The sequence below is a fragment of the Nonomuraea cypriaca genome (genome assembly GCF_015645445.1).
Taxonomy (GTDB): Bacteria; Actinomycetota; Actinomycetes; order Streptosporangiales; family Streptosporangiaceae; genus Nonomuraea; species Nonomuraea cypriaca.
Genome location: NZ_JADOGI010000030.1, coordinates 42,617 through 65,935, shown reverse-complemented (window position 1 = coordinate 65,935; position 23,319 = coordinate 42,617). Strand labels below are relative to the sequence as shown.

The 23,319-nt window shown below is 70.6% G+C and carries 24 protein-coding genes; 11 read left to right on the top strand and 13 right to left on the bottom strand.

Annotated features, from left to right (window positions below; all coding sequences use genetic code 11):
- The coding region (locus tag ITP53_RS13005; RefSeq protein WP_195895615.1) for an AAA family ATPase at window positions 1–1,709 on the bottom strand (1,709 nt) is incomplete at its 3' end.
- Between the two features lie 160 nt (window positions 1,710–1,869).
- Here ITP53_RS13005 and ITP53_RS13000 point away from each other — a divergent pair.
- Entirely contained in the window at window positions 1,870–2,847 is a 978-nt protein-coding gene (locus tag ITP53_RS13000) for a hypothetical protein (RefSeq protein ID WP_195895614.1), read from the top strand.
- A complete protein-coding gene (locus ITP53_RS12995; RefSeq protein ID WP_195895613.1) occupies window positions 2,817–4,397 on the top strand; it encodes a clostripain-related cysteine peptidase in 1,581 nt (526 codons plus the stop codon). Before ITP53_RS13000 ends, ITP53_RS12995 begins: the two co-directional genes overlap by 31 nt.
- 95 nt (window positions 4,398–4,492) lie before the next feature.
- On the opposite strand, the gene ITP53_RS12990 is transcribed toward ITP53_RS12995, so the two are convergent.
- The 3 genes from ITP53_RS12990 to ITP53_RS12980 are packed head-to-tail and all read right to left on the bottom strand — an operon-like array spanning window position 4,493 to window position 7,451.
- Window positions 4,493–5,311 carry a carbohydrate ABC transporter permease gene (locus ITP53_RS12990; RefSeq protein ID WP_195895612.1) on the bottom strand — a complete coding sequence of 273 codons (819 nt, stop codon included), beginning with the start codon at window positions 5,309–5,311 and terminating at the stop codon, window positions 4,493–4,495.
- Window positions 5,308–6,204, bottom strand: a complete 897-nt coding sequence (locus tag ITP53_RS12985; protein WP_328814390.1) for a carbohydrate ABC transporter permease — start codon at window positions 6,202–6,204, stop codon at window positions 5,308–5,310. Before ITP53_RS12985 ends, ITP53_RS12990 begins: the two co-directional genes overlap by 4 nt.
- Window positions 6,201–7,451, bottom strand: a complete 1,251-nt coding sequence (locus tag ITP53_RS12980; RefSeq protein ID WP_195895611.1) for an extracellular solute-binding protein — start codon at window positions 7,449–7,451, stop codon at window positions 6,201–6,203. Before ITP53_RS12980 ends, ITP53_RS12985 begins: the two co-directional genes overlap by 4 nt.
- Window positions 7,452–7,557: 106 nt before the next feature.
- Between ITP53_RS12980 and ITP53_RS12975 the strand changes: the two genes are divergently transcribed.
- From ITP53_RS12975 to ITP53_RS12960, 4 genes are all read left to right on the top strand, one after another.
- Window positions 7,558–8,325 carry an IclR family transcriptional regulator gene (locus tag ITP53_RS12975; protein ID WP_195895610.1) on the top strand — a complete coding sequence of 256 codons (768 nt, stop codon included), beginning with the start codon at window positions 7,558–7,560 and terminating at the stop codon, window positions 8,323–8,325.
- Window positions 8,322–9,266: a sugar kinase gene (locus tag ITP53_RS12970; RefSeq protein WP_195895609.1), complete on the top strand. Its 945-nt coding sequence runs from the start codon at window positions 8,322–8,324 to the stop codon at window positions 9,264–9,266. The genes ITP53_RS12975 and ITP53_RS12970 overlap by 4 nt, the downstream gene beginning before the upstream one ends.
- Window positions 9,267–9,310: 44 nt before the next feature.
- A complete protein-coding gene (locus ITP53_RS12965) occupies window positions 9,311–9,685 on the top strand; it encodes a BlaI/MecI/CopY family transcriptional regulator (RefSeq protein ID WP_195895608.1) in 375 nt (124 codons plus the stop codon).
- A gap of 95 nt (window positions 9,686–9,780) precedes the next feature.
- Window positions 9,781–10,038, top strand: coding sequence for a dsRBD fold-containing protein (locus tag ITP53_RS12960; protein WP_195895607.1), 258 nt, complete (start codon window positions 9,781–9,783; stop codon window positions 10,036–10,038).
- 18 nt (window positions 10,039–10,056) lie between these two features.
- Here the strand turns inward: ITP53_RS12960 and ITP53_RS12955 are convergent, their stop codons facing one another.
- Genes ITP53_RS12955 through ITP53_RS12935 form a run of 5 tightly spaced genes read right to left on the bottom strand, consistent with a single transcriptional unit; the run spans window position 10,057 to window position 16,450 of the window.
- Window positions 10,057–10,977 (bottom strand): dihydrodipicolinate synthase family protein, encoded by a 921-nt coding sequence (locus tag ITP53_RS12955; RefSeq protein WP_195895606.1) that lies wholly within the window; start codon window positions 10,975–10,977, stop codon window positions 10,057–10,059.
- The gene (locus ITP53_RS12950) at window positions 10,974–11,963 is read right to left on the bottom strand and encodes an ABC transporter ATP-binding protein (RefSeq protein ID WP_328814389.1); all 990 of its coding nucleotides are present in this window, start codon (window positions 11,961–11,963) and stop codon (window positions 10,974–10,976) included. Before ITP53_RS12950 ends, ITP53_RS12955 begins: the two co-directional genes overlap by 4 nt.
- Window positions 11,956–13,890: a dipeptide/oligopeptide/nickel ABC transporter permease/ATP-binding protein gene (locus ITP53_RS12945; RefSeq protein ID WP_195895604.1), complete on the bottom strand. Its 1,935-nt coding sequence runs from the start codon at window positions 13,888–13,890 to the stop codon at window positions 11,956–11,958. The genes ITP53_RS12950 and ITP53_RS12945 overlap by 8 nt, the downstream gene beginning before the upstream one ends.
- A complete protein-coding gene (locus ITP53_RS12940) occupies window positions 13,887–14,846 on the bottom strand; it encodes an ABC transporter permease (RefSeq protein WP_195895603.1) in 960 nt (319 codons plus the stop codon). The genes ITP53_RS12945 and ITP53_RS12940 overlap by 4 nt, the downstream gene beginning before the upstream one ends.
- Window positions 14,843–16,450 (bottom strand): ABC transporter substrate-binding protein, encoded by a 1,608-nt coding sequence (locus ITP53_RS12935; RefSeq protein WP_195895602.1) that lies wholly within the window; start codon window positions 16,448–16,450, stop codon window positions 14,843–14,845. The genes ITP53_RS12940 and ITP53_RS12935 overlap by 4 nt, the downstream gene beginning before the upstream one ends.
- Before the next feature lie 167 nt (window positions 16,451–16,617).
- Between ITP53_RS12935 and ITP53_RS12930 the strand changes: the two genes are divergently transcribed.
- Window positions 16,618–17,328, top strand: a complete 711-nt coding sequence (locus tag ITP53_RS12930) for a FadR/GntR family transcriptional regulator (protein ID WP_195895601.1) — start codon at window positions 16,618–16,620, stop codon at window positions 17,326–17,328.
- 17 nt (window positions 17,329–17,345) lie between these two features.
- Window positions 17,346–18,206 carry a DUF4429 domain-containing protein gene (locus ITP53_RS12925; RefSeq protein WP_195895600.1) on the top strand — a complete coding sequence of 287 codons (861 nt, stop codon included), beginning with the start codon at window positions 17,346–17,348 and terminating at the stop codon, window positions 18,204–18,206.
- A gap of 25 nt (window positions 18,207–18,231) precedes the next feature.
- Here the strand turns inward: ITP53_RS12925 and ITP53_RS12920 are convergent, their stop codons facing one another.
- Window positions 18,232–18,432 carry a hypothetical protein gene (locus tag ITP53_RS12920; protein WP_195895599.1) on the bottom strand — a complete coding sequence of 67 codons (201 nt, stop codon included), beginning with the start codon at window positions 18,430–18,432 and terminating at the stop codon, window positions 18,232–18,234.
- On the opposite strand from ITP53_RS12920, the gene ITP53_RS12915 reads away from it, so the two are divergent.
- On the top strand, window positions 18,425–18,829 hold the full coding sequence (locus ITP53_RS12915; protein WP_195895598.1) for a hypothetical protein: 405 nt from the start codon (window positions 18,425–18,427) through the stop codon (window positions 18,827–18,829). The genes ITP53_RS12920 and ITP53_RS12915 overlap by 8 nt on opposite strands.
- Window positions 18,826–19,059, top strand: coding sequence for a hypothetical protein (locus ITP53_RS12910; RefSeq protein WP_195895597.1), 234 nt, complete (start codon window positions 18,826–18,828; stop codon window positions 19,057–19,059). Before ITP53_RS12915 ends, ITP53_RS12910 begins: the two co-directional genes overlap by 4 nt.
- Window positions 19,060–19,183: 124 nt before the next feature.
- Here the strand turns inward: ITP53_RS12910 and ITP53_RS12905 are convergent, their stop codons facing one another.
- The 3 genes from ITP53_RS12905 to ITP53_RS12895 all read right to left on the bottom strand — a co-directional run bounded on the left by ITP53_RS12905 (window position 19,184) and on the right by ITP53_RS12895 (window position 21,996).
- Window positions 19,184–19,510, bottom strand: coding sequence for a hypothetical protein (locus tag ITP53_RS12905; RefSeq protein WP_195895596.1), 327 nt, complete (start codon window positions 19,508–19,510; stop codon window positions 19,184–19,186).
- 453 nt (window positions 19,511–19,963) lie between these two features.
- Window positions 19,964–20,908 carry an SMP-30/gluconolactonase/LRE family protein gene (locus tag ITP53_RS12900; RefSeq protein ID WP_195895595.1) on the bottom strand — a complete coding sequence of 315 codons (945 nt, stop codon included), beginning with the start codon at window positions 20,906–20,908 and terminating at the stop codon, window positions 19,964–19,966.
- 134 nt (window positions 20,909–21,042) lie between these two features.
- Window positions 21,043–21,996 (bottom strand): LysR family transcriptional regulator, encoded by a 954-nt coding sequence (locus tag ITP53_RS12895; protein WP_195895594.1) that lies wholly within the window; start codon window positions 21,994–21,996, stop codon window positions 21,043–21,045.
- Window positions 21,997–22,077: 81 nt separating this feature from the next.
- Here ITP53_RS12895 and ITP53_RS12890 point away from each other — a divergent pair, with 81 nt between their 5' ends.
- The gene (locus ITP53_RS12890) at window positions 22,078–23,298 is read left to right on the top strand and encodes an MFS transporter (RefSeq protein ID WP_195895593.1); all 1,221 of its coding nucleotides are present in this window, start codon (window positions 22,078–22,080) and stop codon (window positions 23,296–23,298) included.
- Window positions 23,299–23,319 lie beyond the last annotated feature (21 nt).

Below are 23,319 nucleotides of genomic sequence, written 5' to 3'. Positions count from 1 at the left end.
AATCGCACCAACTCACCACCCTCCCGCGCCGCCACCACGGGACGTCCGCCTCCCCTGCCCCGGCCCTGGGGCGACTCCACGCCCGACGCCCCCGCCTCACGCGACAAGGCGCCCTCACGCCCCGGCTCGCGGGGCAAGGCGCCCTCATGCCCGGGGTCGCGGGACAGGGCGCGGGCGGCCCAGTCGGCGGCGCTGGCGCCGTGGCCGCGTAGCAGGGAGGCCATGGCGAGCCGGCCGGCTATGCCCGAGGCGAGGCGGGGGTCGTGGCGGCCGTGGGACCAGGCGTTGTCCAGTCGCCTGACGGCCTCCTCGAGCCGGCCGGCCACCAGCGCAACCGAGCCCAGCGCGTAGTCGCCGACCGCGGGATCGGCCGCCGGGGCGACCTGGGCGGCCAGGGCGCCGGCGTCCGCCGGGCGGCCGGCGGCCAGGAGGGCCTCCACGGCCTCCGCGATGAGCCGGTCGCGGGCCGGCCCCTCCGCCGTGAGCTGGGCGGCCCGCGTCAGGCACCCGCACGCGCTCGGCCAGTGCCCCGCCGCCGCCTGCCGCCGTCCGACGCCGGCCACCTCGCGTACCAGCTCCTCGTCCACCTGGTCGGCCGCCGCGAGCCGGTGGTGGAGCCGGTGCACCACGTCGTCGGCCAGGTCGGCGGCGAGCAGGTGCAGGCGGCGCCGGGTGGCGGGCCCGAGGTCGTGGTAGACGGCGGCGCGGACCAGCGGGCTCGGAAAACCGAGCGAGACTCCGGCCCCGGTGCGCCACTCGACGAGCAGCCCCGCCGCCGCGGCCTGCTCAAGAGCGGGCAGCGGCTCGGCGAGCTCCGCCATCCGCCCCACCAGGTGCAGCGGCGCGGAGGTGCCGAGCACCGCGGCCGCCGTCACCAGCCGCCGCGCCGCCGCCCCGCACTCGCCGAGCCGGTCCAGCAACATGATCGTGTACGCGCGCGGCGCCGGCAGCGGGGCGTCCACGTCGGCCAGCGTCTCGGCGCGCACCTGCTGGAGCAGCGCCCGCGCGTGCAGGGGCACGCCCTTGGTGTGCTCGTGCAGCCGCTCGGCGGCCTGCGGCGTCAGGCGTACCGGACCGAGCCTGGCGCTCAACGCCTGCAGCTCGCGCGCGCTGAGCCCGCTCAGCGGCAACCGGAGCGCGGCGCCGCCGCGCAGCAGCCGCCGCAGCCCCTCGGGCAGCCTGGGGTCGTCGCTCTCCCTGACGATCACCACGGCGAGCACCCGGTCGGTACGCAACCTCCGCAACGTGAACGTCAGCGCCCGCAGCGACGGCAGGTCCCCCCACCCCACGCCGTCGATCGCGATGACCACGGGCGCGGTGCGCTGGAGCCCGCCGAGCAGCTCAAGCAGCGCGGCCCCCACCACCAGCGGGTCTGCCGGCGCGGGCGCGCCGGGGCCCGGCAGGCAGGCCAGCGCCTCGGGCACCGGCTGCGCCTGGGCGGCGAGCTGGCCGAGCACGCCGTACGGCAGCTCGGCCTCCCCTTCCTCCCCGCTCACGTCCAGCACGATCGCGTTCTCGACGGCCGAGAGGAACTCCCCGGCCAGCGCGGTCTTGCCGATCCCGGCCGGCCCGTCCAGCACGACGAGGCCGGAGCGGCCCTCGCAGGCGCGGCCGAGCTGGGCGTGCAGCACCGCGAGCTCCCTGCAGCGGCCGACGAAATGCTCGTCGCGGGAACGCTCTGGTCGATGACGAAGGGCGCGGGCTGTCATGGACTCACCCCCTGGACCAACTCATCGTGGGCCTTGGTCCGGCGACCGTCCAGTGCCCGATCGACCCGAGTCGGTCCTCGACGTCGTTAGGGAACCGCCCCGGGGTTATCCCCAGGGCGTTCCCTGATGCTCGCGGCAGATCGCGTTCGTAGCGTCCAACGTGGACGAATCCCCCAAACGCTGGGAGAACATCATGCCGTCCTACATCGCGGAGGAGCAGCGGGGAACCGAGGCACGGATTCTCAACGTGCTGTTCCCCACCATCCTCCAGGGCCTCCAGCTGACCCACCAGGCAGCCGAGCGGTTCGGGGCCGGGCCGCACCTGCCGCCGGCCGGCCTGCGGCACCCCGTACCGGAGACCTTTGTCCCGCTGGAGGCCGACCGGGCCTTCATGGACGTCGCCGCCACGCTCATGCCGGTCGTCCAGGCCATGATCCCGCCGCTGGTGGAGCAGCTGCTCTCGTTCGGCCCGCCCAAGGCGGAGACCGACCAGAACGAGGACGACCGCTTCCTGCAGTTCGTGCCGCAGCTCGTCGGCACCGTGACGCCGATCATCACGCAGGTGCTGCCCGGGCTGCTGCAGACCATGCACGGCGCTCGCGCCGAGCACCCCGTACGCATCACCGACCGGGAGCTCAACCAGCGCTACTTCGGCCCGATCCTGCAGGCCGCGCTGCCCGCGATCGTCTCGGCGCTGCCGGAGCTGCTCGCCATCGTGCACGGTGACCAGCGCTCGCCCGTACGCTACGAGCGCCTGCCAGGACGCGGCGCGTTCCAGCTCATCAGGATCAGCAGGAACGACCTCGTCAACGCGCACCGGCTGCGCGACGGCGACGTGGTCTACCTGACCGAGACGCCCGCGCCCCCCGGCACCACCGAGGTGCGCGTCAGCACGGCTCCGCACGGCCTGTGGTGGAAGGGCATCGAGGTCACCGACGACGGCGACAGGCAGATCTGCTTCGTCGAGTCCGGCGGGGAGACGCACGCGAGCTTCGACTCGCGGTCGGTGCGGACCGGCGGCAACATCGTGTTGTGGAAGGCGAAGATGTTCGGCGTCCACACCCCGATGTACGTCCTCCCGACCGGCGACCTGTCGGCGGACGCCAAGTGCTTCACCTTCCACTGGGCCGCCGACTGATGGCCGGGCCCACGCTGCGACTGGGCAGCGGAGGAGACGAGGTCAGGCGGCTCCAGGAGCTGCTGCGCGCCCGCGGCTACCGGGTGGCGGCCGACGGGTACTTCGGCGCATCCACGTACGGCGCCCTGCTGAGCCTGCAGCACCGCGAAGGTCTGCCCGCCGACGGCGTGGCCGACCCCGCCACCTGGCGGGCACTCGGCGCCATCCGGCCGACCATGGCCGAGACCTCCCAGGCGTCGCCGGATGAGCCGGCCGAGTGGAACTTCATGGTCTACATGGCAGGCAACAACAACCTGTCCGACGCCGCGGGACGCGACCTGGAGGAGTTGCGGGCCGTGCCGGAGTTCAACGGGGTGCGGGTCACCGCGTTCGTCAAGCAGCAGGACAGCGGCGGGCGCGCCAGGCACATGGAGATCGGCGCCGGCGGCTCCCCCGACCTGATCGAGGAGCTGCCGCCTCCCGTGGACTCCGGCGACCCCCTGACGCTGCTGCGGTTCGTCCGCTGGGCGGTCGCGCACGCGCCCGCCAGACGGTACGCGCTGGTGATCTGGAACCACGGCGGCGGCTGGACCCCCGACGACCTCGACCAGCTCTACACGCAGGTCAGGGGCCGAACGGTCCGGCACGACGCGGAGAACGGCTACATCCGCCGCACCCCGCGCATGACCGCAGAGGAGGAGCCGGCGTTCTCGGAGCTGGCCAGGCTGACGGAGACGCCGGAGATCACCAAGGCCCTGTTCACGACGTCGCTGGGCGAGGTGCTCAAGCTGCCCGGCGGCCAGGACCGCGCGATCGCGAGCGACGACGGCACGCTGCACTCGCTGGACACCATCGAGCTGTCCAACGTCATGAGGCGGATCCACGACGATCTCGGCCGGCCGATCGACCTGCTGGGCATGGACGCCTGCCTCATGAGCAACCTCGAGGTCTGCTACGAGATCCGTGAGCACGTCGGCACCGTGGTGGGCTCGGAGGAGCTGGAGCCCAACGAGGGGTGGCCGTACACGCCGATCCTGTCCGCCATGGCCGCGAACCCGCGCATGGACGGGCGGGAGCTCGGGCGGATCATCGTGGACGAGTACGTCAGGTCCTTCCGCGGCACGCGCCAGACCGTCACCCAGTGCGCGGTCGACGCCACCCGGATCGAGGAGTTCATGCGCGAGTTCGAGACGCTCGCGGCCGGTCTGCGGCAGCAGGTTCGCGGCAACAGGTCGGTCGTGGACAGCGTCCAGTCGGTCGTCACCCGCTTCCACGTCGACCGGTCGCTGGTGGACCTGCGTACGCTCTGCCTGGCGCTGGTCGTGGACTCGCGGACGGATCCGACGCTGGCCTCGGTGGCCGACAAGCTGCTGGCCATGCACGGCCCCGGCGGGTTCGTGATCCAGGAGGGCCACCAGGGCGACAAGGTGGAGGGGTGCGGCGGGTTGAGCGCGTACTTCCCGATGGAGCGGACGATCTCGCGCTACTACGCGGACCTCCAGCTCGCCAAGCACACCGAGTGGGACGAATTCCTCAGAGAGTACGGAGACGCCCGCACGATCAGGCGGTAGCAGCCTGGGGCTATCGCGGCCCAGAACCGGCCGCGATAGCCCCTACCTTGAGAGTCATGGATCCCCTCATCAGCCGCAGGGCGCTCAAGGATATTTCAGTCTTTGACGGCCCCTCCAAGGCCTGAGACCAGCCGGCGCTGCACCGCGACGAAGAAGATCAGCACCGGGATCGTCATCAGCGTCGAGGCCGCCATGATGCCGCCCCAGTCGTTCTCGTCCGGTTTGAAGAAGACGAGCAGCGCGGCGGGCAGGGTCTGGTTGTCCTTGGCGGAGATGATGAAGGTCCTCGCGAAGATGAAGTCGTTCCAGGCCGTGATGAAGGAGAACACGCTGGTCGCCACCAGCCCCGGCGCGACCAGCGGGAACATGATCCGCCACAGCACGGTCGCGCGCCCGGCCCCGTCGATCATCGCCGCCTCCTCCAGCGCCTCGGGCACGGCGGCCACGAACCCGCGCATCATCCAGATCGCGAACGGCAGCGTGAACGCCAACTGCACCACCACCAGCGAGGCCAGCGTGTTGAGCAGCCCGAGGTCCCGGACCACGAAGAACAGCGGGATGGTCAGCGCCTCGACCGGCACCATCTGGGCGATCAGGAACATGATCAGCACGGTGGTCCTGAACCGGAACCTGAGCCTGGTCACGGCCACGGCGGCGAGGAAGGCCACCCCCGCGGAGAGCACCACGACGGTGAGCGCCACGCCCGCGCTGTTGAGCAGGTAGCGGCCGAAGCCCTCGCCGGTGAGCACCCTGGCGAAGTTGTCCAGCGTCGGGTTCGTGGTCCACGGCCTGACGTCGAGCGACTGGATCTCGCCGTCGGGCTTGAGCGCCGACAACACCATCCAGTACAGCGGGAACGCGGTGAGGAACGCGACGACCAGCGCCACGGCGTTCGGCAGGAGGCGTCTCCTCACAGTCGCTCCCCACTTCGATAGAGCGCTCGGATGTAGAACAGGGTGATCACCAGCAGGACGAGCGTCATGATGACCGCGATGGCCGAGCCGAGACCGTACTCCGATGAGCCGAAGGCGGTCTGGTAGGCGTAGACGTTGAGCACGGTGTTCTGCCCGGCGACGCCGCCGCCGTTGGTCATGACGTAGATCTGCGTGAACACCTTGAAGTCCCAGATCACCGACTGGATGACGACGATCGTGACCAGCGGCCGCAGCATCGGCACGATGACCTTCCAGAACGACCGCCACGCGGAGGCCCCGTCGAGCGCGGCCGCCTCGAGCACCGACGCGGGGATGGCCTGGATGCCCGCGTAGAGGGTGACCATGACCAACGGGAACGAGTGCCACACGATGGTGGCACCGACCACCCCGTACGCGACCCACCGGTCGTAGAACCAGTTGAAGCCGTCGAGCCCGAGCACCTGGTTGACCAGTCCGAGGTCGGCGTCGAACAGGAACATCCACACGGTGGAGCCGGTCATCGCGGGCGCCGCCCAGGCCCCCAGCGCGGCCAGTGACAACACCGTCCTCGGCACCGGTCCTGTCCTGGTCAGCAGCACGGCCAGCGCCGCGCCGACGGCCAGGGTGGCGACCACGAGCGCCGCCGCGAACCCCACGGTCTGCGCAAGCACCTCCCAGAACCGGCCGTCGCCGAGGATCGCGGCGTAGTTGCCGAACCCGACGAACGTGCTCGGCTGCCCGCCGCTGACCTGCGCCTGCCGGTAGTCGAAGACCGACAGCAGCCCCAGCATGTAGACCGGGTAGCCGAACATGGGCACCAGCACGGCCGCCGCCGGCAACAGGTAGAGCCAGGGCCGCGCCCGGCCCCGCCGGACGGCCACCGCCACCGTCACGAGCGGCCGAAGGCCGTCTTCACGGCCGCCGCCGCCTCGCTGGTGGCCGCGTCCACGGTGGACTGCCCGGTGGCCACCTTCTGCAGCATCGTCGGGATGACCTTGCCGTTGTCGATCTTCACCCAGGCGGGGTCGATCGGCACGAACCTGGTCCCCTTGGCGACGGTGTCGAGGAACGGCTTCATGAACGGGTCCTCGGCCGCCAGCTCGTCCCGCGCCCCGGTGAGCGTCGGCAGGTTGCCCATGGCCTCGTACATCTTGGTCTGGTACGTCTTGCCGCCCAGCAGCTTGACGAAGTCCACGGCCAGCGTCCGGTGCCCGGCGTTCTTCAGCACGCCCAGGTTGTTGCCCCCGGCGAAGGCGGGCGCGATCGAGCCATCGGCTGCGCCGGGCAGCGGCACGACCGCGTACTTGCCCGCCGCCGCTCCCGCGTCCACGGCCGAGCGGTTGAAGTTGCCGATGATGCCCATCGCCGCCTTGCCACTGGCGAACAGCTCGACGGTCTTGCCGCCGGTCAGCGACACGCACGCCTGCGGCGGGCAGATGTCGTCCTTCATCAGGTCCGTGTACGCCTTCACGCCCGCGCGCGACTCGGCCGAGTCCAGTGCGGTGATGTCGCCGCCGGCGTCCCAGATGAAGGGCAGGGCGCCGAAGGTGTACTCGCCGCCGACGGCGATGCCGTACAGGTCGGGCTTCTTCTCGCGGATCGTGCGGGCGCTCTCGGTCAGCTCGGCGATCGAGGCCGGCGGCTCCAGCCCCAGCTCGTCGAAGACGTCGGTGCGGTAGTAGAGGGCGCGGACGCCGATGAACCACGGCAGGCCGTACTGCTTGCCGTCCACGGCGGCGGACTGGAGGAGGTCGGGCGTCATGTCCTGGCCCCGCAGGTCCGCCGTGAGGTCGGCGAAGCCGCCGGCCGCGGCGTACTCGGCGAGGTCGGTGTTGCCGTACTCGGCGACGTCGGGCGAACTGGCCGGGTCGTTGAAGGCGCCCTTGAACTTCTCGTGCCTGGCCGGCGTGGTCGGGACGTACGTCACCTCGACCTCGACGCCGGCGTGCGCGGCGGTGAACTCCTTGATCGCCTCATTGACGACCTTGTCCTTGGGTGCGCGGTTGGGCTCGTCGTAGAGCCACACCCGCAGCGTTCCCGTCTTCTCGTCGCCGCCGCCCGAGGCGGGGGCGGTCGAGGGTGCGCAGGCGGCCAGCGCGAGCAGGGCGGTCCCGGCCACGGCTAAGTAAAGAAACTTCACTATTACCTCCTGAGCGCGACCCTAGGAACCACTCAGGACGCCCGGAAGGGGTGCACGGAGTTGTTGTGCATTGCAGCACAACGTGTTGCATCGGCGGTTCGCAGGTATGTTGGCCATCGTGTCCGAACGCAACCAGTCCGCCTCGCTCAGAAGAGCCCTGGCCGTGCTGGACCACGTACGGGCGCACGCGGGCCTGTCGCTCACCCAGCTGGCCGAGGCGGTCGGCCTGGCCAAGAGCACGGTGCTGCGGCTGACCGTGCCGCTCGTCGAGGCCAAGCTGCTCGAACGCGACCGCAGGACCGGGGCGTACCGGCTGGGTCACGGCACGCTCAGGCTCGGCCAGTCCTACCTGGCCACACTCGACCTGCGCGCGGTGGCGGCCGAGGAGTCGCACCGGCTGATGAGCGAGGTGCGCGAGACCGTCCACCTCGTGGTCTACGACCCCCCACACGTGGTCTACATCGACAAGGTCGAGAACGAGGCCAACGTCCGCATGGCCTCCCGCGTCGGCAGCCGCGGCCCGGTCCACTCCACGGCCGTGGGCAAGGCCATCCTGGCCTGGCAGCCCGAGGAGGCCGTCGCCGAGGTGGTCCTGGAGCCCAGGACCAAGCACACGATCACCGACCACGAAAGGCTGCGCGCCGAGCTGGCGCACATCCGCCGGCGCGGCTACGCGGTGGACGACCGTGAGAACGAGCCCGAGGTGCGCTGCGTCGCGGCGCCGATCTTCAACCACAACGACAACGTCGCCGCCGCCATCTCCGTCTCCGGCCTCACCTCGCGGATCACCGCCGCGCGCGTACGCGAGCTGGGGCCGCTGGTGGCGGGGGCGGCCGCGCGAATCTCGAGAAAGCTGGGTAGCCCGAGCCGATGACCGATCTGGTGACCTTCGGTGAGACCATGGCGCTGTTCGCCGCCCGCCGCACCGGGCCGCTGCGCTTCGCCCGCGACTTCGACCTGGGCCTGGGCGGCGCCGAGTCGAACGTCGCGATCGGCGTCGCCCGGCTCGGCCACGCCGCGGCGTGGATCGGCCGGGTGGGGGCCGACGAGTTCGGCGACCTGATCCACTCGACCCTGGCCGGGGAGGGCGTGGACGTGCGGGCCATCAGGGATCCCGGCGCGCCGACCGGGCTGATGATCAAGGGCAGGCGCACGGCCGACCTCATCGACGTGCGCTACTACCGCAAGGACAGCGCGGGCTCGCGGCTGTCGGCCGCCGACCTCGACCCCGAGCTCATCGCGTCGGCCCGGGTGCTGCACGTCTCCGCGATCACGCCGGCGCTCTCGGGCTCGGCGCGGGAGGCCGTACGCCATGCGATCGCCGCAGCGCGGTCCGCAGGGGTGCTCGTCTCGCTCGACGTCAACTACCGCAGGGCCCTGTGGACGCCCGAGGAGGCGGGGGCGTGGTTGCGGGAGACGGTCGGCGACGTGGACGTGCTGTTCGCGACCGAGGCGGAGGGCCGGCTGGTCGCCGCAGTCGAAGGCGCGGAAGAGCTGGCCAAGGCGCTGGCGGCGCTCGGGCCCCGGCACGTGCTGGTCAAGCTCGGCGCCGAGGGCGCGCTCGAGCTGTCCGGCGGCACGGTGCGCCGGGCGGAGCCGTACCGGGTGACCGAGGTGGACTCCGTGGGGGCCGGGGATGCGTTCGCGGCCGGGTGGCTGGCTGACTGGCTGGACGGGGCGGACCCGGAGCGGCGGCTCAGCACGGCGTGCGCGGCGGGGGCGTTCGCGGTGACCTCGCAGGGCGACTGGGAGAGCCTGCCGCGGCGAGCCGACCTGAGCCTGTTGCGGCAACCAGCGGACGGCGTGAGCAGATGATCATTCGCTCGGGTGCGTTCCACCGCAACCCGTAACATGTGCCCATGAGGCGCCCCCTGGGAGAGCTCGAGTCCACGATCATGGACAGGATGTGGTCCTACCGCAGACCCGCCTCCGTCCGCGACGTGCTCGAAGACCTCCGCAACGAGCGCGAGATCGCCTACACCACGGTCATGACGGTGATGGACAAGCTCCACACCAAGGGCCTGCTCAGGCGCGAGCCGGTCGGCCGGGCGTACGTCTACGAGCCGATCGCCACCAAGGAGGCCTACACCGCGGAGCTGATGCGGCACGCCCTGGCGGCCAGCGGCAACCAGGCGGCCACCCTGGTCCACTTCCTGGAACGGCTCACCCCCGAGGAGGCCACCGCGCTGGAGACGGCGCTCCAGGTCGTTCCCCCCAAGGTCCGCCGCACATAGCCGCCCGCACATAGCCGCCCGCACACAGCCGCACAGGGGGCTGACCTTTACCTTTTCGGCTTGAGGAGAGAGGCTCGAAGTAGGGAGGTGCAGTCATGGATTACAAGCAGTGGAACGTGCAGATCTGGATCAGCGAGGACGACCGGGACGCCGTCACCACGGCCACGGCGGTGTTGTTCACCGCGGACGGCAAACGGCACGAGAGCGTGGCGCACGCCCGCCGCAACCCGCACGACCGGCCCGTACCAGGGATCGGTGACGAGCTGGCGGCCGGGCGCGCGCTGTCCGAGCTGGCGGCCAAGCTGATCGAGGACGGCGCGGGCGACGTGGCCAGGCTGGCGAGCCCGGCCTGACGCTGATACCGGACAGATTCAGAGCAGGCCCGCGGACGCGAGGAGCTTGCCGATCCGGCCGGCCTCCTCGTCGTTCAGCGGGACCTGCGGGAGCGCGGTGATCGGGCAGTCGATGACACCGCGCAGGTGAAGTGCTGCCTTGAACGCCCCGAGGCCCGACGAGCTGCCGCCCATCCGGGTGCCACCGACGTGGACGATCTCGAACAGCCTGGCCAGGCGCTCTTGCTCGACCCTGGCCGCCTCCCAGTCGCCGCGCGAGGCGCAGCGGTAGAGCTCGGTGTAGCCGTGCGGGTCGACGTTCCCCAGTCCGGGCACCACGCCGTCGGCGCCCATCCAGAGCGCCGAGTCCACGGTCACCTCCGACCCGGTGAGCACGCTGAACGGCGCCTCGCGCCGCAGGATGACCTGCCGCAGGCCGCCGTCGTCGCCGCTGGAGTCCTTCACCCCGGCCAGCACGCCCTCGCCGGCCAGTTCGAGCAGCAGATCAGCGCTCAGCTTGGTGTGTACGGAGACCGGCAGGTCATAGGCGTAGAGCGGGAGCCCGCCCCGGACGGCGACGGTACGGAAATGGGTGCGGATCTCGGCCGGATGGGTGCGCGTGTAGAACGGCGCCGTCGCCACCAGCCCCGACACCCCGGCCTCGACCGCGACCCGCACGTGCTCCAGAACCCGCGGCGTCGTCATGTCGATCACCCCGGCCAGCACCGGCACCTGCCCGCCCACGTGCCCGACGACCGTGTCGAGCACCACCCGCCGCTGGGCGTCCGTCAGGTACGCCACCTCCGAGGAGGACCCCAGCACGAACAACGCGTCCACGCCACCCGCGAGCAGATGATCGACCAGCCGGGTGAGCGAGACGGCGTCCACCTGGTAGTCGGGGGTCATGGGGGTGCAAACGGGCGGGATGACGCCTCTCAGCATCGCATCCGCACTGGTCATGCTCGCTCCTGGATCAGTTCGAGGTCGGTCGCTCCCGCCGCCACCGGGTGGTGGCAGTGGAAGAGATGGTCAGCATCGGTCCGCGCGTCCGGCATCTCCGCGGCACACACCTCGTCCGCCCGCCAGCACCGCGTGCGGAACGGGCACCCGCTCGGCGGATTCGTCGCCGAGGGCACCGCCCCGACCAGCGGGATCGCGTTGATCGGCGAGATCAGTCCCGGCGTCGCGGAGAACAGCGCCCGCGTGTACGGATGCCGCGCGGCCAGCGGCACGGCCTGCGCGGGTGTCTGCTCGACGATCCTGCCCAGATACATCGTGACCACGCGGTCGCTCATCCTGCGTACCGTCTGGATGTCGTGCGAGACGAACACCAGCGCGAGCCCGAGCCGTTCCTTCAGGTCGAGCAGCAGGTTGAGTATCTGGGCGCGCACGGACACGTCGAGCGCGCTCGTGGGCTCGTCGGCGATGAGCAGGTCAGGTTCGAGGGCGAGCGCCCTGGCCACGGCCACGCGCTGGCGCTGCCCGCCGGACAGCTGGCTCGGCAGCGCGTCTGCCGCGCTCGGGGGCAGACCGACCAGGTCGAGCAGCTCGCGTACGCGGGCGTCGCGCTCGGCGGGGGCGCCGCGGCGGTGCACGTCGAGCGGGTCGCGCAGCACCTGCCTGACCGGCAGCCGCCGGTTGAGCGCCGTGGACGGGTCCTGGAACACCATCCCGACGCTCGACCCGACCAGCTCCCGCCGCCGGGACTCCTTGAGCGCCCACAGGTCCGCGCCGCGGAACGTCACCGTGCCCGCGGTCGGCCGCTGCAGCCCCACCAGCACCCTGGCCAGCGTGGACTTGCCGCAACCCGACTCCCCCACGACACCGACGGTCTCGCCGGGGCCGATCACCAGGTTCGCGGCGGTCAGCGCGTAGACGCGGTCGCGCGCGAACACGCCACCCGAGCGCGCCTTGTGCACGACGTGGACGTCCTTCAGCTCAAGCACGCTGCTCACTCCTCACCAGACTGACCGCGGGGTGGTGGCAGGCCACCGCGTGGGTGGCGTCCCCCGCCAGCACCGGCGTCTCGGTACGGCACACGTCCGTGGCCATCGGGCACCGGTCTGCGAACCGGCAGCCGGCCGGGAAGTCGGCCGGTGCGGGCACCACGCCGCGGATCTGCGTGAGCCGCTCGGCCCCCGACTCCAGCGACAGCACCGACCCGAGCAGGCCGCGCGCGTAGTGGTGGGCCGCCTCCCCGACCAGGGTCGCGGTGGCGCCGGTCTCGACGATCTGGCCGCCGTACATGACCACCACGCGGTCGGTGACGTCGGTGACCAGCGCGAGGTCGTGCGAGACGAGGATCAGCGCGAACCCCAGCTCCTCGCGCAACCGCAGCAGCAGCTCGATGACCTGCGCCTGCACGGTCACGTCCAGCGCGGTCGTGGGCTCGTCGGCGACGATCAGCTTGGGCTCGCGCGAGAGCGCCATCGCGATCAGCACCCGCTGCCGCTGCCCGCCCGAGAGCTCGTGCGGGTAGGAGGACAGGGTGCGGCGGGCGTCCAGTCCGACGAGTTCGAGCAGCTCTGCCGGGGTACGCCGGCCGCCACGCCGGGTGACCTGCTTGAGCTGGGCCTTGATGGTCATGGCCGGGTTCAGCGAGGAGAGGGCGTCCTGGTAGATCATCGCCATTTCGTGGCCGAGCAGCCGGCGGCGGGCGCGGCGGGGCAGCGCGAGCAGCTCCTGCTGGTCGAAACGCACGTGGCCGCTGACGCGGGCGTCGCGGGGCTGCAGGCCCATGATGGTCAGCGCGGTCAGCGACTTGCCGCAGCCCGACTCGCCCACCAGGCCGAGCACCTCACCCGGGCGTACCTCGAAGCCGATGCCGTCCACGATGTCCACGCCCTCGGCGAACCCGATCCGCAGCCGCTCGACCGCGAGGATCGGCGGGCCCTGCGGCAGGGGGCGGGCGCGTTCGGCCAGCCTTTGGGCGGCCTCGGCCAGGCCGGGCAGCTCGACGATCTCGCCGGAGCCAGGCTGAGCCTGCTCGAACGCGTCCTCCTCCTTCTTGACCGGCGCCTTGCGGGCGGCGGGCGCGGCCCAGGCGTCGGAGATGCCCTCGGACAGGATGTTGAGTGCGAGCACGGTGATCAGGATCAGCAGTCCGGGGAAGACCGTGGCCCACCAGCCGCCGAGCAGGACCAGGTTCTTGCCGTCGGCGATGACACTGCCCCAGGAGGGGTTCGGGGGGCGTACGCCGGCGCCGATGAACGACAGCGACGCCTCGAACACGATCGCGTCGGCCACCATCACCGTGCAGAACACCAGCACCGGCGCGGCGCAGTTGATCGCGACGTGCCTGATGAGGATGTGCGGCGTGCGGGCGCCGATGATCCGCTCGGCCGCCACGTAGTCCTCGCCGTACTGGGCGATCACGTTGGCCCGCACGACCCTGGCCACGGACGGCATGTAGAGGAACGCCATGGCCATGACCAGCACCGGGATGCTGCCGCCGAACACCGCGACCAGCACGGCGGCCAGCGCGATGCCGGGGAAGGCCATGATCACGTCGAGCACCCGCATGAGGGTCTCGTCCACGGCCCGGCGCGAGGTGGCCGCGACGGCGCCGATGATCGCGCCGGCGACCAGGGCGAGCCCGGTCGCGCCGAGGCCGATGATGAGCGACCAGCGGGCGCCGTACAGGAGTCTGGACAGGATGTCGCGGTTGGCGCTGTCGAGCCCCATCCAGTGCGCGGCGGACGGGCCGCCGCCGGCGGCCTCCTGGAAGTACGGCGAGTGCGGCGCGATCCACGGCGCCAGCACCGCGGCCAGCACGACGACGGCGACGATGCCGACCGCGACCCACGACAGCGGCCTCAGCCTGCGCAGGCCCACGCCGGGCCGGGACAGACGTTCGGTCAGTCCACGTCTCATGCGGCGCTCCTGAGGCGGGGGTTGATCAGCAGGTAGAGGACGTCGACGACGAGGTTGACGACCATGAAGCCGACGGCGATGGTCAGCACGACGCCCTGGACGACGGCCGGGTCGCCGTCGCGCACCGCGTTGATCATGAGCTGGCCCATGCCGGGCAGTCCGTAGATGGTCTCGATGACCACGGTGCCGCCGATGAGGTAGCCGATGCGCAGGCCAAGCACGGTCAGCGGGTTGATCAGGGCGTTGCGCAGCACGTTGCGGCCGACGACCACGATCTGCGGCAGGCCGCTGCCGATCGCGGTGCGTACGTAGTCGCGGTCCAGCTCCTCCACCATCGACGTGCGGATGATGCGGGTGAGCTGGGCGGCGATCGGCAGCGACAGCGACAGCGCCGGCAACGTCATCGACCGCAGCCAGCCGGTGAAGGAGTCGGCCGGGTTGATGTAGCCGCCCGTGGGGAACAGGCCCTCGCCCACCGCCAGCCACTGGATCATCAGCAGCGCCAGCCAGAACGCCGGGGCCGCCACGCCGATCAGCGACACCATCCGGATCACCTGGTCGGGCCACCGGTCGCGGAACAGCGCGCCCGTCACGCCGAACACCAGCGCGAGCACCACCGCCACGGCCAGGCCGAGGAACGTGAGCTGCAACGTCAGCGGCAGCGCGGTCGTCACGGACTCCAGCACCGGCTTCTTCGTGAGCACGCTGGTGCCGAGGTCGCCCCGCGCCAGGTCGGCGACGAAGTGGAGGTAACGCAGCGGGAGCGGGTCCAGCAGGCCGTTCTCGAGCTGGAACTGGTGGATCTGCTCGGGGGTGGGGTTCGCGCCCTGGAAGTAGGCGTACTCCGGCTTGTTGTTGGAGAAGCGCATCACGACGAACACGAACGCGACCACGCCGAGCACCAGCGGGACCAGGATGAGGAGCCGCCGCAGCAGCATCCGGGCGACGAGCGTCATGTCCTCTTGGCCTGCAGCAGCGTGATGCCCGGGTACGCCTGGGCGCGGATGCCGGACAGCTTCTTCGGATCCCAGGCGGTCATCAGCTCGGTGTGGACGACGGGGTAGAGCACGGCCTGCTCAGCAATCATGTCCAGATATTTGTGGACAGCCGCGGTCTTTTTGGTTTTGTCCGGTTCCTTGGTCGCCTCGTCCATCAGGGCGAACAGCGCCTTGGCGTCGTCACTGCCGTCGTAGTGGGCGTACTTCATCCACAGGCCGCCCGCCACGAAGTTGTAGCGCATGATCAGGTCGGCGTCCATGCCGAACTGGTTGGGGTTCGAGGCCGCGGCGACCACCTGGTAGTCCTGGAACTGGTCCATCTTGGTGAACAACGCGGCCGTGTCCTGCGGCTCCAGCGTGGTCTTGATCCCGACGGCCTCCCAGGAGGAGGCGATGGTCGGCAGGCAGTCGGCGATCCAGCTCACGTTGACGGCCATGAGGTTGACCGTCAGGCCGGTCACCCCCGCCTCCTTGAGCAGGGCCTTGGCCTTCTCCGGGTCGTAGTCGTAGACGACCGAGGCCGGCTTGTGATCGGGATGCCCCTCGTTCAGGAACGAGCTGGAGGCCGTGCCGTGGCCCTTGAGCGCCACGTCGATCATCTTCTGCCTGTCGATCGCGTAGTGCAGCGCCTGCCGGACGCGTACGTCGTCGAACGGCTTGGCCGCGGTGTTGAACATCAGGAACATGTGGTTCATGCCCCGGCCGCCCTCCACCGTCAGGCCCTGCTGCTTGAGCTGCTCGACGTTGGCGTACGGGATGTTGTCGGCGATCTGCGCCTCTGCCGAGCCCCCGGAGATCTTGGCCACGCGCGCCGCGGCGTCCACGATCGTCAGCCAGTTCATCTGCTTGACCCTGGCGGGACGCGGGCCGTTGTAGGCGGCGTACGCCTCGAACGAGGTGTTGGACTTCGGGTTGTGCGCGGCCAGTTTGTACGGCCCCGAGCCCACCGCCTTGCCGCTCTTGGCCTGGTCCCACGCCCCCGCCTGGCCGAACACGTGCTTCGGCATGATCTTGGCGATCGTCAGTCTGGGCGCGGCGTCGGGGAACGGGAACGCGAAGACCAGCTCCACGTTCCTGTCGTCGATCTTCTTCACCTCACGCAACCAGGACCTGAAGAAGTTGCCGACCAGCACGTTCGCCTCGGGGTCGAGGATCCGCTCGAACGTGAAGACCACGTCGTCGGCGGTGACCGGCTTGCCGTCGTGCCAGGTCGCTCCCTCGCGCAGGGTGAACTTCCACGAGGTCGCGCTCACGTCGGAGGGCAGCGCGGTCGCCAGCGCCGGATACGGCTCGCGGGTGATCGGGTCGGTGTCGAGCAGACCTTCGTAGACGTGGTTGATCCCGGCCATGGCGAACGCCGAGGCGGTCTGCGTCGGGTCCCAGCTCTGGTCGTTGCCGTAGCCGATGACGGCGGTGATCAGGTCTTTGTTGGATCCGGCGCCGACCGAACCGGTCGAGGCCGGGCCTCCGGAACAAGCGGAGAGCGTGGCCGCGATGAACGCCGCCGCACCGGTCGCTCCGCTGTAACGCAGGAAGTCACGGCGGCTGAACTCAGAGCTCACGGATGCCTCCCAAGGGGTAGAACGTGGGACATCCCATGTCCTATGTTGTGCGTAACGTGGACGCTAAAGGCTGCCCCCTCTTGAGGTCAACAGAAGATTTCCCGATTGTTACCTGCGGGGGTTCCGCCCCCTAACCCCTCGACCAACTTACGAAGAAGGGATTCTTCATGACCGCTGTCCCGCGTCCGGCGCGGCAGAGCCGTGCCGTCGAGGCCCAGCAGGGCGTCAAGGACTTGATCGTCCGGCGCGGACTGGTGGCCGGGGACCCCCTGCCGACCGAGTCGGAGCTCATGGAGGAGCTCCAGGTCAGCCGCAACTCGATCAGGGAGGCGCTCAAGGCCCTGCAGGCGGTCGGCATCGTGGACATCCGCCACGGCTTCGGCATGTTCGTGGGCCGGATGTCCCTCGCGGGACTGGTGGACGAGCTCACCTTCCACAGCCGCATCACGCTCCAGAACGGCAAGAACCACCTGGCGCACCTCGTCGAGATCCGCGAGATCCTGGAGAGCGGCCTCGTGCAGCGCCTCATCGACCTGGGCCAGGAGGCCGACCTGACGCCGATCTCCGACGTCATCGCCCGCATGGAGTCCGAGGCGGATGAGGGTCTCGTCTCCCCGGAGACCGACCGTCTCTTCCACGACCTGCTCTACCGGCCGCTCGGCAACCCGCTCGTGAGCCAGCTGCTCGGCGCGTTCTGGGACGTCTACTACCAGCTGCGCGACCACCTGGGGGAGCCGGACGAGCCGCCGCTCGACGTGGCCAAACGGCACCGCGACATGTACACCGCCGTGCTGGCCGGCGACCGGGCCGCCGCGGAGGCCGCCGTACACGCTCATTTCCACGGCGTACGCAATCGCCTGGCCCGCCTGCGCGGCTGATCTCCTAAGCTGACGACATGGCCGAGATCGCCGTCCCCGACGGCTCGTGGACGTTCAACGGCGAGGTCCTGCGCATCGTGCCCGGCAGCGGGAAGGACGTCCACGATCTGCGCAGGACGCTGGGCGAGGTGCTGGTCCCGCTGGAGGCGATCGCGGGGGTGGCGTTCGAGCCGTCGCGCAAGGGCGGGCACCTGCGCCTGCGGCTGCGCAAGGGGGCAGATCCGCTGTCCGACGCGGTCGCTGGCGCGCTGACCTCGCCGGCCGACCCCTACCGGTTGTCCGTTCAGAAGGCGCGCGCGGGCGCGGCCGAATACTTCGCCGACGAGATCCGCGACACGCTGCAGGTCTACCAGACGCCGAGCGGCCCCTGCGAGGACTACCTGCTGCCCGGCCCGTCCGTGCCCATCTCGGCCACGGCAGGCGACGGCGCGGCGTTCTTCGACGGGGAGCGGGTGCGCCTGGAGTGGACCGGGTTCGCCGGCTCGGAGAAGGAGAAGGCGGGGCCGCAGGAGTTTCCGCTGACGGACGTGATCGGCGTGGAGTGGAAGCCGCAGTCCGGCCTGGGCACCGGCACGCTGCGCTTTCGTACCAAGGACGCGGGCCCGCCGCAGCCACCCCAGAAGGACCTGCGCTGCGTGGCCTGGGGCATCCAGCGGTTCGGCGGCGCGACGGCCCTGGTGGCCGCCGCCGTGCTGGCCCGCCTGCCGCGCGAGACACCGGAGCTGCCGGCCGCGTCGGCGCCGGCCTCCGACGACGTGCACGACGCGGTGCTGCGCCGCCTGGCCGAGCTCGGGCAGCTGCATCGCTCCGGCGTGCTGACCGACGAGGAGTTCGCGACCGCCAAGCAGGCGATGATCAGGCGTCTCCAGGAATCGTGAGCCGCTGCCTCCGGGCTACGATCGACTACATCAGGACGGCGGTGTCCACCTCGGCGAACCTGGGGTCGGCGAGCAGGTGGTCACGTACCGCAGTGGCCGCGGCGAAGACGGCCGCCAGCCGGCCCGCGCCCGCGCCGAGCACGTCGGCGGGGTCGCCGAGGCGGCGCAGCCGGTCGAGCGTGCGCAGCAGGACGAACCCCTGCCTGTTGGGCGGGCTGGTGATCACCTCGTGGTCGCGGAACGTGCCCCTGGGCGAGCGCGTCCTGCCCCGCGGCTGGGCGCAGAAGGCGTCCGCCCTGCACGTACGCCGGGCCATCAGCGGCACGTGGAACGGCAGGGAACTGCTGCCGCCCGCTCCGGACGCCGTCGCCGACTCCGGGTACGGCTACCAGTTCTGGACGACCGAGGACCGGATCTACGACGCCTCCGGCATCTTCGGCCAGGAATGCATGATCTTCCCCGACCAGGGCGGCGTCGTCGTGGTCACGGGCGCCATGGGCGAGGACACGTACCACGACCTTCCGGAGATGATGCGCGGGACGTTCAGGCAGGCGTTCGACGGCGCCGCGCGGGAGACGGTCGGGGACGACGCGGCCGGTGGGTCGAGCAGCGCACCGGCGTGAGCGGCTGGCGGCTGCACCACTCCTACCAGGACGCCCGCGCCCCCATCCTGGCCGCCGCCGAGTGGGCTTCGCCGGACGTCCTCCGGCTGACGTGGCACTTCCTCGAAGCGCCGTTCATCGACACGCTCACGCTCCGGTTCGACGCGGACGGCGTCACCGTCGAGCACGACGTCAACGTCAACTCCGGCCCGACCGCACTGCCCGCCGTCCGCGGGCTGCGCCGGATCTGACAAGCCTTATTCGAACTCCCCAGGAGGCAAACGGTGCTGTCACATAGTGGCCTACCTGTTCGGCGATTTGGGCCCTGCCCCGGATGGTCCGCCCGTCCGTCGATCTGGACGGCCTGCCCTCTGTTCAGCAAGCTGTTCGGAGGCTCGTCTCGGTGCCGCGGTGCAGCCGGAAACGTGACGGTTCGGCGGGCTGCTTGTTGCTGCTCCACGATCCGTCGGGGTTGGTGACGTGTAGGGTTGCGGTGATGCTGATCTCGTCTCCGCCGGCCCAGGTGGCCTCGAGGTGACCCAGGTGGGTGCCCGGCTCCCGGGTGTCGGGGTAGGGCCAGCTGTCCAGGGTGAAGCGGCTGGCGTTGCGGTCCGCCACCTCGCCCGAGAGCCGGTAGTCGATGGAGCGCCCCGCGACGCACACCGTGGCTTCACCCTCGATGTCGCGGGAGCATCGGAACACGTCGGCGCACGTAGATACATGACCACCGGCCGCGTGTCGCCTCGCCCGAATGACATCTCGCCGTGCCAGTGTCCGAGCAGCGTGGGCCGGCCGGTCAGCGACAGGGCCCACGGACTGAACAGCGCCTGGCTCAGATACGGCAGGGTGAGGGCGACGATGACCAGGACGCCGAAGATCACCAAGCCCGGCTTCTTCGACGTTCGGCGCCTGGGGGTGGACGGCGCCCGGTCATCCCGCCTCTGGCCAGATCCCCATCCCGGCAGCTCGGCACGGCTGCTGGTCATGGCCCGACTCCTTTCGCCCGCCGATCGACGGGCCTGGTAGAGAGGGTCACCGCAATGTTCACCGAGGAGGTGCCCGAAGGATGGGCTAGCCGCAGGCGGGGCCCGAGACGCCATGGCCAGGGACAACGTCCACGTGGCATTCGGCCAAGGGCAGCAGAACCACGCTCGTTCAGAACCGCCGTAGGGTGAAGGTGTCAACGGGTTTGCCGACGAACAGCAGGTCCATGCGCCCGCTCAGCACGTAGAAGCGGCCGCGCGGATCGGCGGCCGCGGTGGTCGGGGCCGGATCCTTCCAGAACCTCTGGCTGGTGACCCGTGCGCTCTTCCAGTCCTTGGCCGGCCGTACGACCGCGACCGCGTTGGCAGGGGTTGCACTGAGCCGGTTCCGCACCACCAGCAGCGACCCGTCGCGCCGTAGGGCAATGCCGTCCGCGCCGGTCAGGGGCCGGTCGAGCGGCACGCGGCGCAGCGATCGGGGACGTTGCGCCGGTACCCGCCACAGCGTGCCATCATTGGTCTTTGCGATGATCAGATGACCGTCCTGCCAGGCGATGCCGTTGGCCGCGAAGTCGCTGCCGCCGAGCCGGGCGTCGCGGAGGAAGACTGATGCGCGGCCGTCCGTATCGACTCGATAGATCACGGGTGCGAAGGAGTCGGTGACGTACGCGGTTCCGTCCGGGGCGAGCGCGATGTCGTTGCCGAAGTGGTTCTCCCGGACTCCGCCGGTGGTCGCGGCGAGGTCCACATAGCGCACCCGGTGCCCAGTCCGTAGGTCGTACACCCCAAGCCCGGCCACATGCTTCTGGGTCTCGGGCGAGGAGTGCTCGCCGGCGCCGTCGTCGGCGTTCGCCACGAACAGCCGCTGATGGGCGGAGTCGATCTGGATCCCGACAGCGGAGATCAGTTTCGAGTCGCGCACCAGCGTCTTGACCGATCCATCCGGCCGCAGGATGGACACGGTCCCTTGACGCATCGAGCTGACCAGGAACGCCTTGCGTGCGGGATCGTAGGCAACCCCCTCGGGGTGCAGTGTGGGCGCATGGCCGTTGATCACTGTCGGGTACCGGTCGGCGGCGGGAACCGCGGCCGATGCGGCAACCGGCGCCATGGTCACAGCGAGCGCGACCGCGGCCGATACGCCAAGTGAGCGGGGGATAAATGTCGCAGGCATGAATGCTCTCTTGTGTGTCCGTACTGAACGCCAACAACCCTGCGACATCACCGATCAATGAGTCCAACGCATACTTGTCATGAAAGCGATCGCGGATCGCGATAGATAGCGGGGCGGGCGCCGCACCGCCGGCCGGGGGCGTCGCCCGTGTCTGTCTCCGTGTTCTCGGACGTCGGGCGGATCAGCTCCAGAAAGGCCGTGGCCGCAAGGGACGGCCGGTTGCCCCAGATCAGGTGCTCCATCCGCGTGGGGGCGTCGCGAAGACGGATGATGTGCAGGTCGGGGAAGCGTGGCGCGTACGCGGCGGGCAGCATGCCCACGCCGAGGCCTTGGCGTACGAGATCGACCATGAGGTCGGCGGAGGACACCTCGAAGGGCACCTCACGTCGTACGCCCGCGGCCGCGAAGGCCTCGTCCGACTGCGCTCGCCCGGCCGCGCCGGCGCGGAAGTCGATGAACGGTTCGTCCGCCAGGCTCCGCAGGTCCACCTCGCGGTCCGTCCGATGGTAATCGGGCGCGACCACGGCGACCAGTTCGCCTCCACCTAGCCGGCGGCTCTGGACCCCCCTCGGTTCCGCGCGGGATGGCAGGCCGAGGAACGCGACGTCGACGCTGCCCCGCCGGACCCGTTCGATCAGGTCGTCGCTACCCGCCGAGGTGAGCGTGATGTGCACCCGCGGATGGCGCCGGCGGTAGTCTCTCAGGGCGACCGGCAGGTTGACGGCCGCCACCGTGGGGATGGCACCGACGGCGAGCCGCCCGCGGATCTCTCCGCTCGCGGCCGCGACCTCGGCCCGCGCGCGGGCCGCGGCCTCCAGGCACTCCCGGGCCGCGGGCAGGAACGCCTCTCCGGCCGGTGTCAGTCGTACGCGGCGGCTGGTGCGCTCGAACAGCCGGGCGCCGAGCTCCCGTTCGAGACTGGCGATCTGATGGCTGAGGGCCGACTGCACCACCCGGCAGCGTTCGGCCGCCCGGGTGAAGTTGCTGGTCTCCGCGACCGCGACGACGTACCTCAACTGCTGTAGCTCCATCCAACCATCGTGCATCACGATCGATCACGATGAAAACTATGCGTTGGACTCATTGATAGCTGGTCGCGCACCCTTGACCGCATGACGGAAACCCTGAGGCGCGCGCCCATCTCCGCGGCTCCTCCGCGGCTGCGTCGCGGGCTCCTGCTTCTGATGTCGGTGTCCACCGGGCTCTCGGTCGCGGGCAACTACTTCGCGCAGCCCCTGCTCGAGGTGATCGGGCGGGAGCTGGAGCTGAGCACCACCATGGCCACCCTCATCGTGACCGCCGCCCAGGGTGGGTACGCCTTGGGGCTGATCCTCCTGGTTCCCCTGGGCGACCTGGTGGAACGTCACCGCCTCGCGGTCTTGCTCTTCGCCGGGACCTCGGCGTTTCTCCTTGTGTCCGCCCTAGCGCCGAGCGGTCCGGTGCTGCTGACCGGCACCGCGCTGACCGCGCTCACATCGGTGGCCGCGCAGGTCGTGGTCCCGTACGCGGCCACCCTGGCGACACCCGGCGAGCGCGGGCGCGTGGTGGGGACGGTCATGGCGGGCCTGATGCTCGGAGCTCTGCTGGCCCGCACGGCCTCGGGTGCGCTGTCCGAGTTCGGCGGCTGGCGGACGATCTACTGGCTGAACGCGATCCTCATGGCGGCTGTCGCCGTTTTGCTGTGGCGGTTCCTCCCGCGCCTGCACACCCCCGTCGGGCTGTCCTATCCGGCGCTGCTGCGGTCGACGCTCGCGATGTTCCGCCACGAACCGCAGCTCCGGTGGCGGGCGGGGATCGGCGCGCTGTCGTTCGCCGCGTTCAGCATGCTGTGGACGTCGATCACTTTCCTGCTGGCCGGGCCGTCGTACGGCTGGCGCGAGGCGTCCATCGGGATGTTCGCCCTGGTGGGAGGCGTCGGGGCGATCACCACACCGATCGCGGGCCGGCTGGCCGACCACGGATGGGTGCAGCGGGTCAGCGGCATCGCCACCGCGCTCCTGGCACTGTCCTGGCTGGCCGTCGGCGCAGGCGAGGGCACGCTGGGCTGGCTCATCGCCGGGGTCGCGCTCTTCAACGTGGCCCATCAGGCGGTGCTGAACACCAACCAGAACGTGATCTATGCGCTTCGCCCTGAGAGCCGCAACCGGCTCAACTCCGCGCTCATGACCGCGTTCTTCGTCGGCGGCGCCGCCGGATCGCTGCTGACCTCCGTGGCCTGGACCGGAGCCGGATGGACCGGCGTGAGCCTGCTCGGCGGCACGCTGTCGACCGCGAGTTTCGCGCTGTGGGCGCTGGAACGCGTCCGAGCGAAGAAAGGTCGATCACTACCGTAGATTCATTCATTTATTCCGAAG

Coding starts and splice junctions, on each gene's coding strand:
- ITP53_RS12975 (WP_195895610.1), top strand. CDS start 7,558: ATGTTGGCCATCGTGTCCGAACGCAACCAGTCCGCCTCGCTCAGAAGA.
- ITP53_RS12970 (WP_195895609.1), top strand. CDS start 8,322: ATGACCGATCTGGTGACCTTCGGTGAGACCATGGCGCTGTTCGCCGCC.
- ITP53_RS12965 (WP_195895608.1), top strand. CDS start 9,311: ATGAGGCGCCCCCTGGGAGAGCTCGAGTCCACGATCATGGACAGGATG.
- ITP53_RS12960 (WP_195895607.1), top strand. CDS start 9,781: ATGGATTACAAGCAGTGGAACGTGCAGATCTGGATCAGCGAGGACGAC.
- ITP53_RS12955 (WP_195895606.1), bottom strand. CDS start 10,977: ATGACCAGTGCGGATGCGATGCTGAGAGGCGTCATCCCGCCCGTTTGC.
- ITP53_RS12945 (WP_195895604.1), bottom strand. CDS start 13,890: ATGAGACGTGGACTGACCGAACGTCTGTCCCGGCCCGGCGTGGGCCTG.
- ITP53_RS12940 (WP_195895603.1), bottom strand. CDS start 14,846: ATGACGCTCGTCGCCCGGATGCTGCTGCGGCGGCTCCTCATCCTGGTC.
- ITP53_RS12930 (WP_195895601.1), top strand. CDS start 16,618: ATGACCGCTGTCCCGCGTCCGGCGCGGCAGAGCCGTGCCGTCGAGGCC.
- ITP53_RS12925 (WP_195895600.1), top strand. CDS start 17,346: ATGGCCGAGATCGCCGTCCCCGACGGCTCGTGGACGTTCAACGGCGAG.
- ITP53_RS12895 (WP_195895594.1), bottom strand. CDS start 21,996: ATGGAGCTACAGCAGTTGAGGTACGTCGTCGCGGTCGCGGAGACCAGC.
- ITP53_RS12890 (WP_195895593.1), top strand. CDS start 22,078: ATGACGGAAACCCTGAGGCGCGCGCCCATCTCCGCGGCTCCTCCGCGG.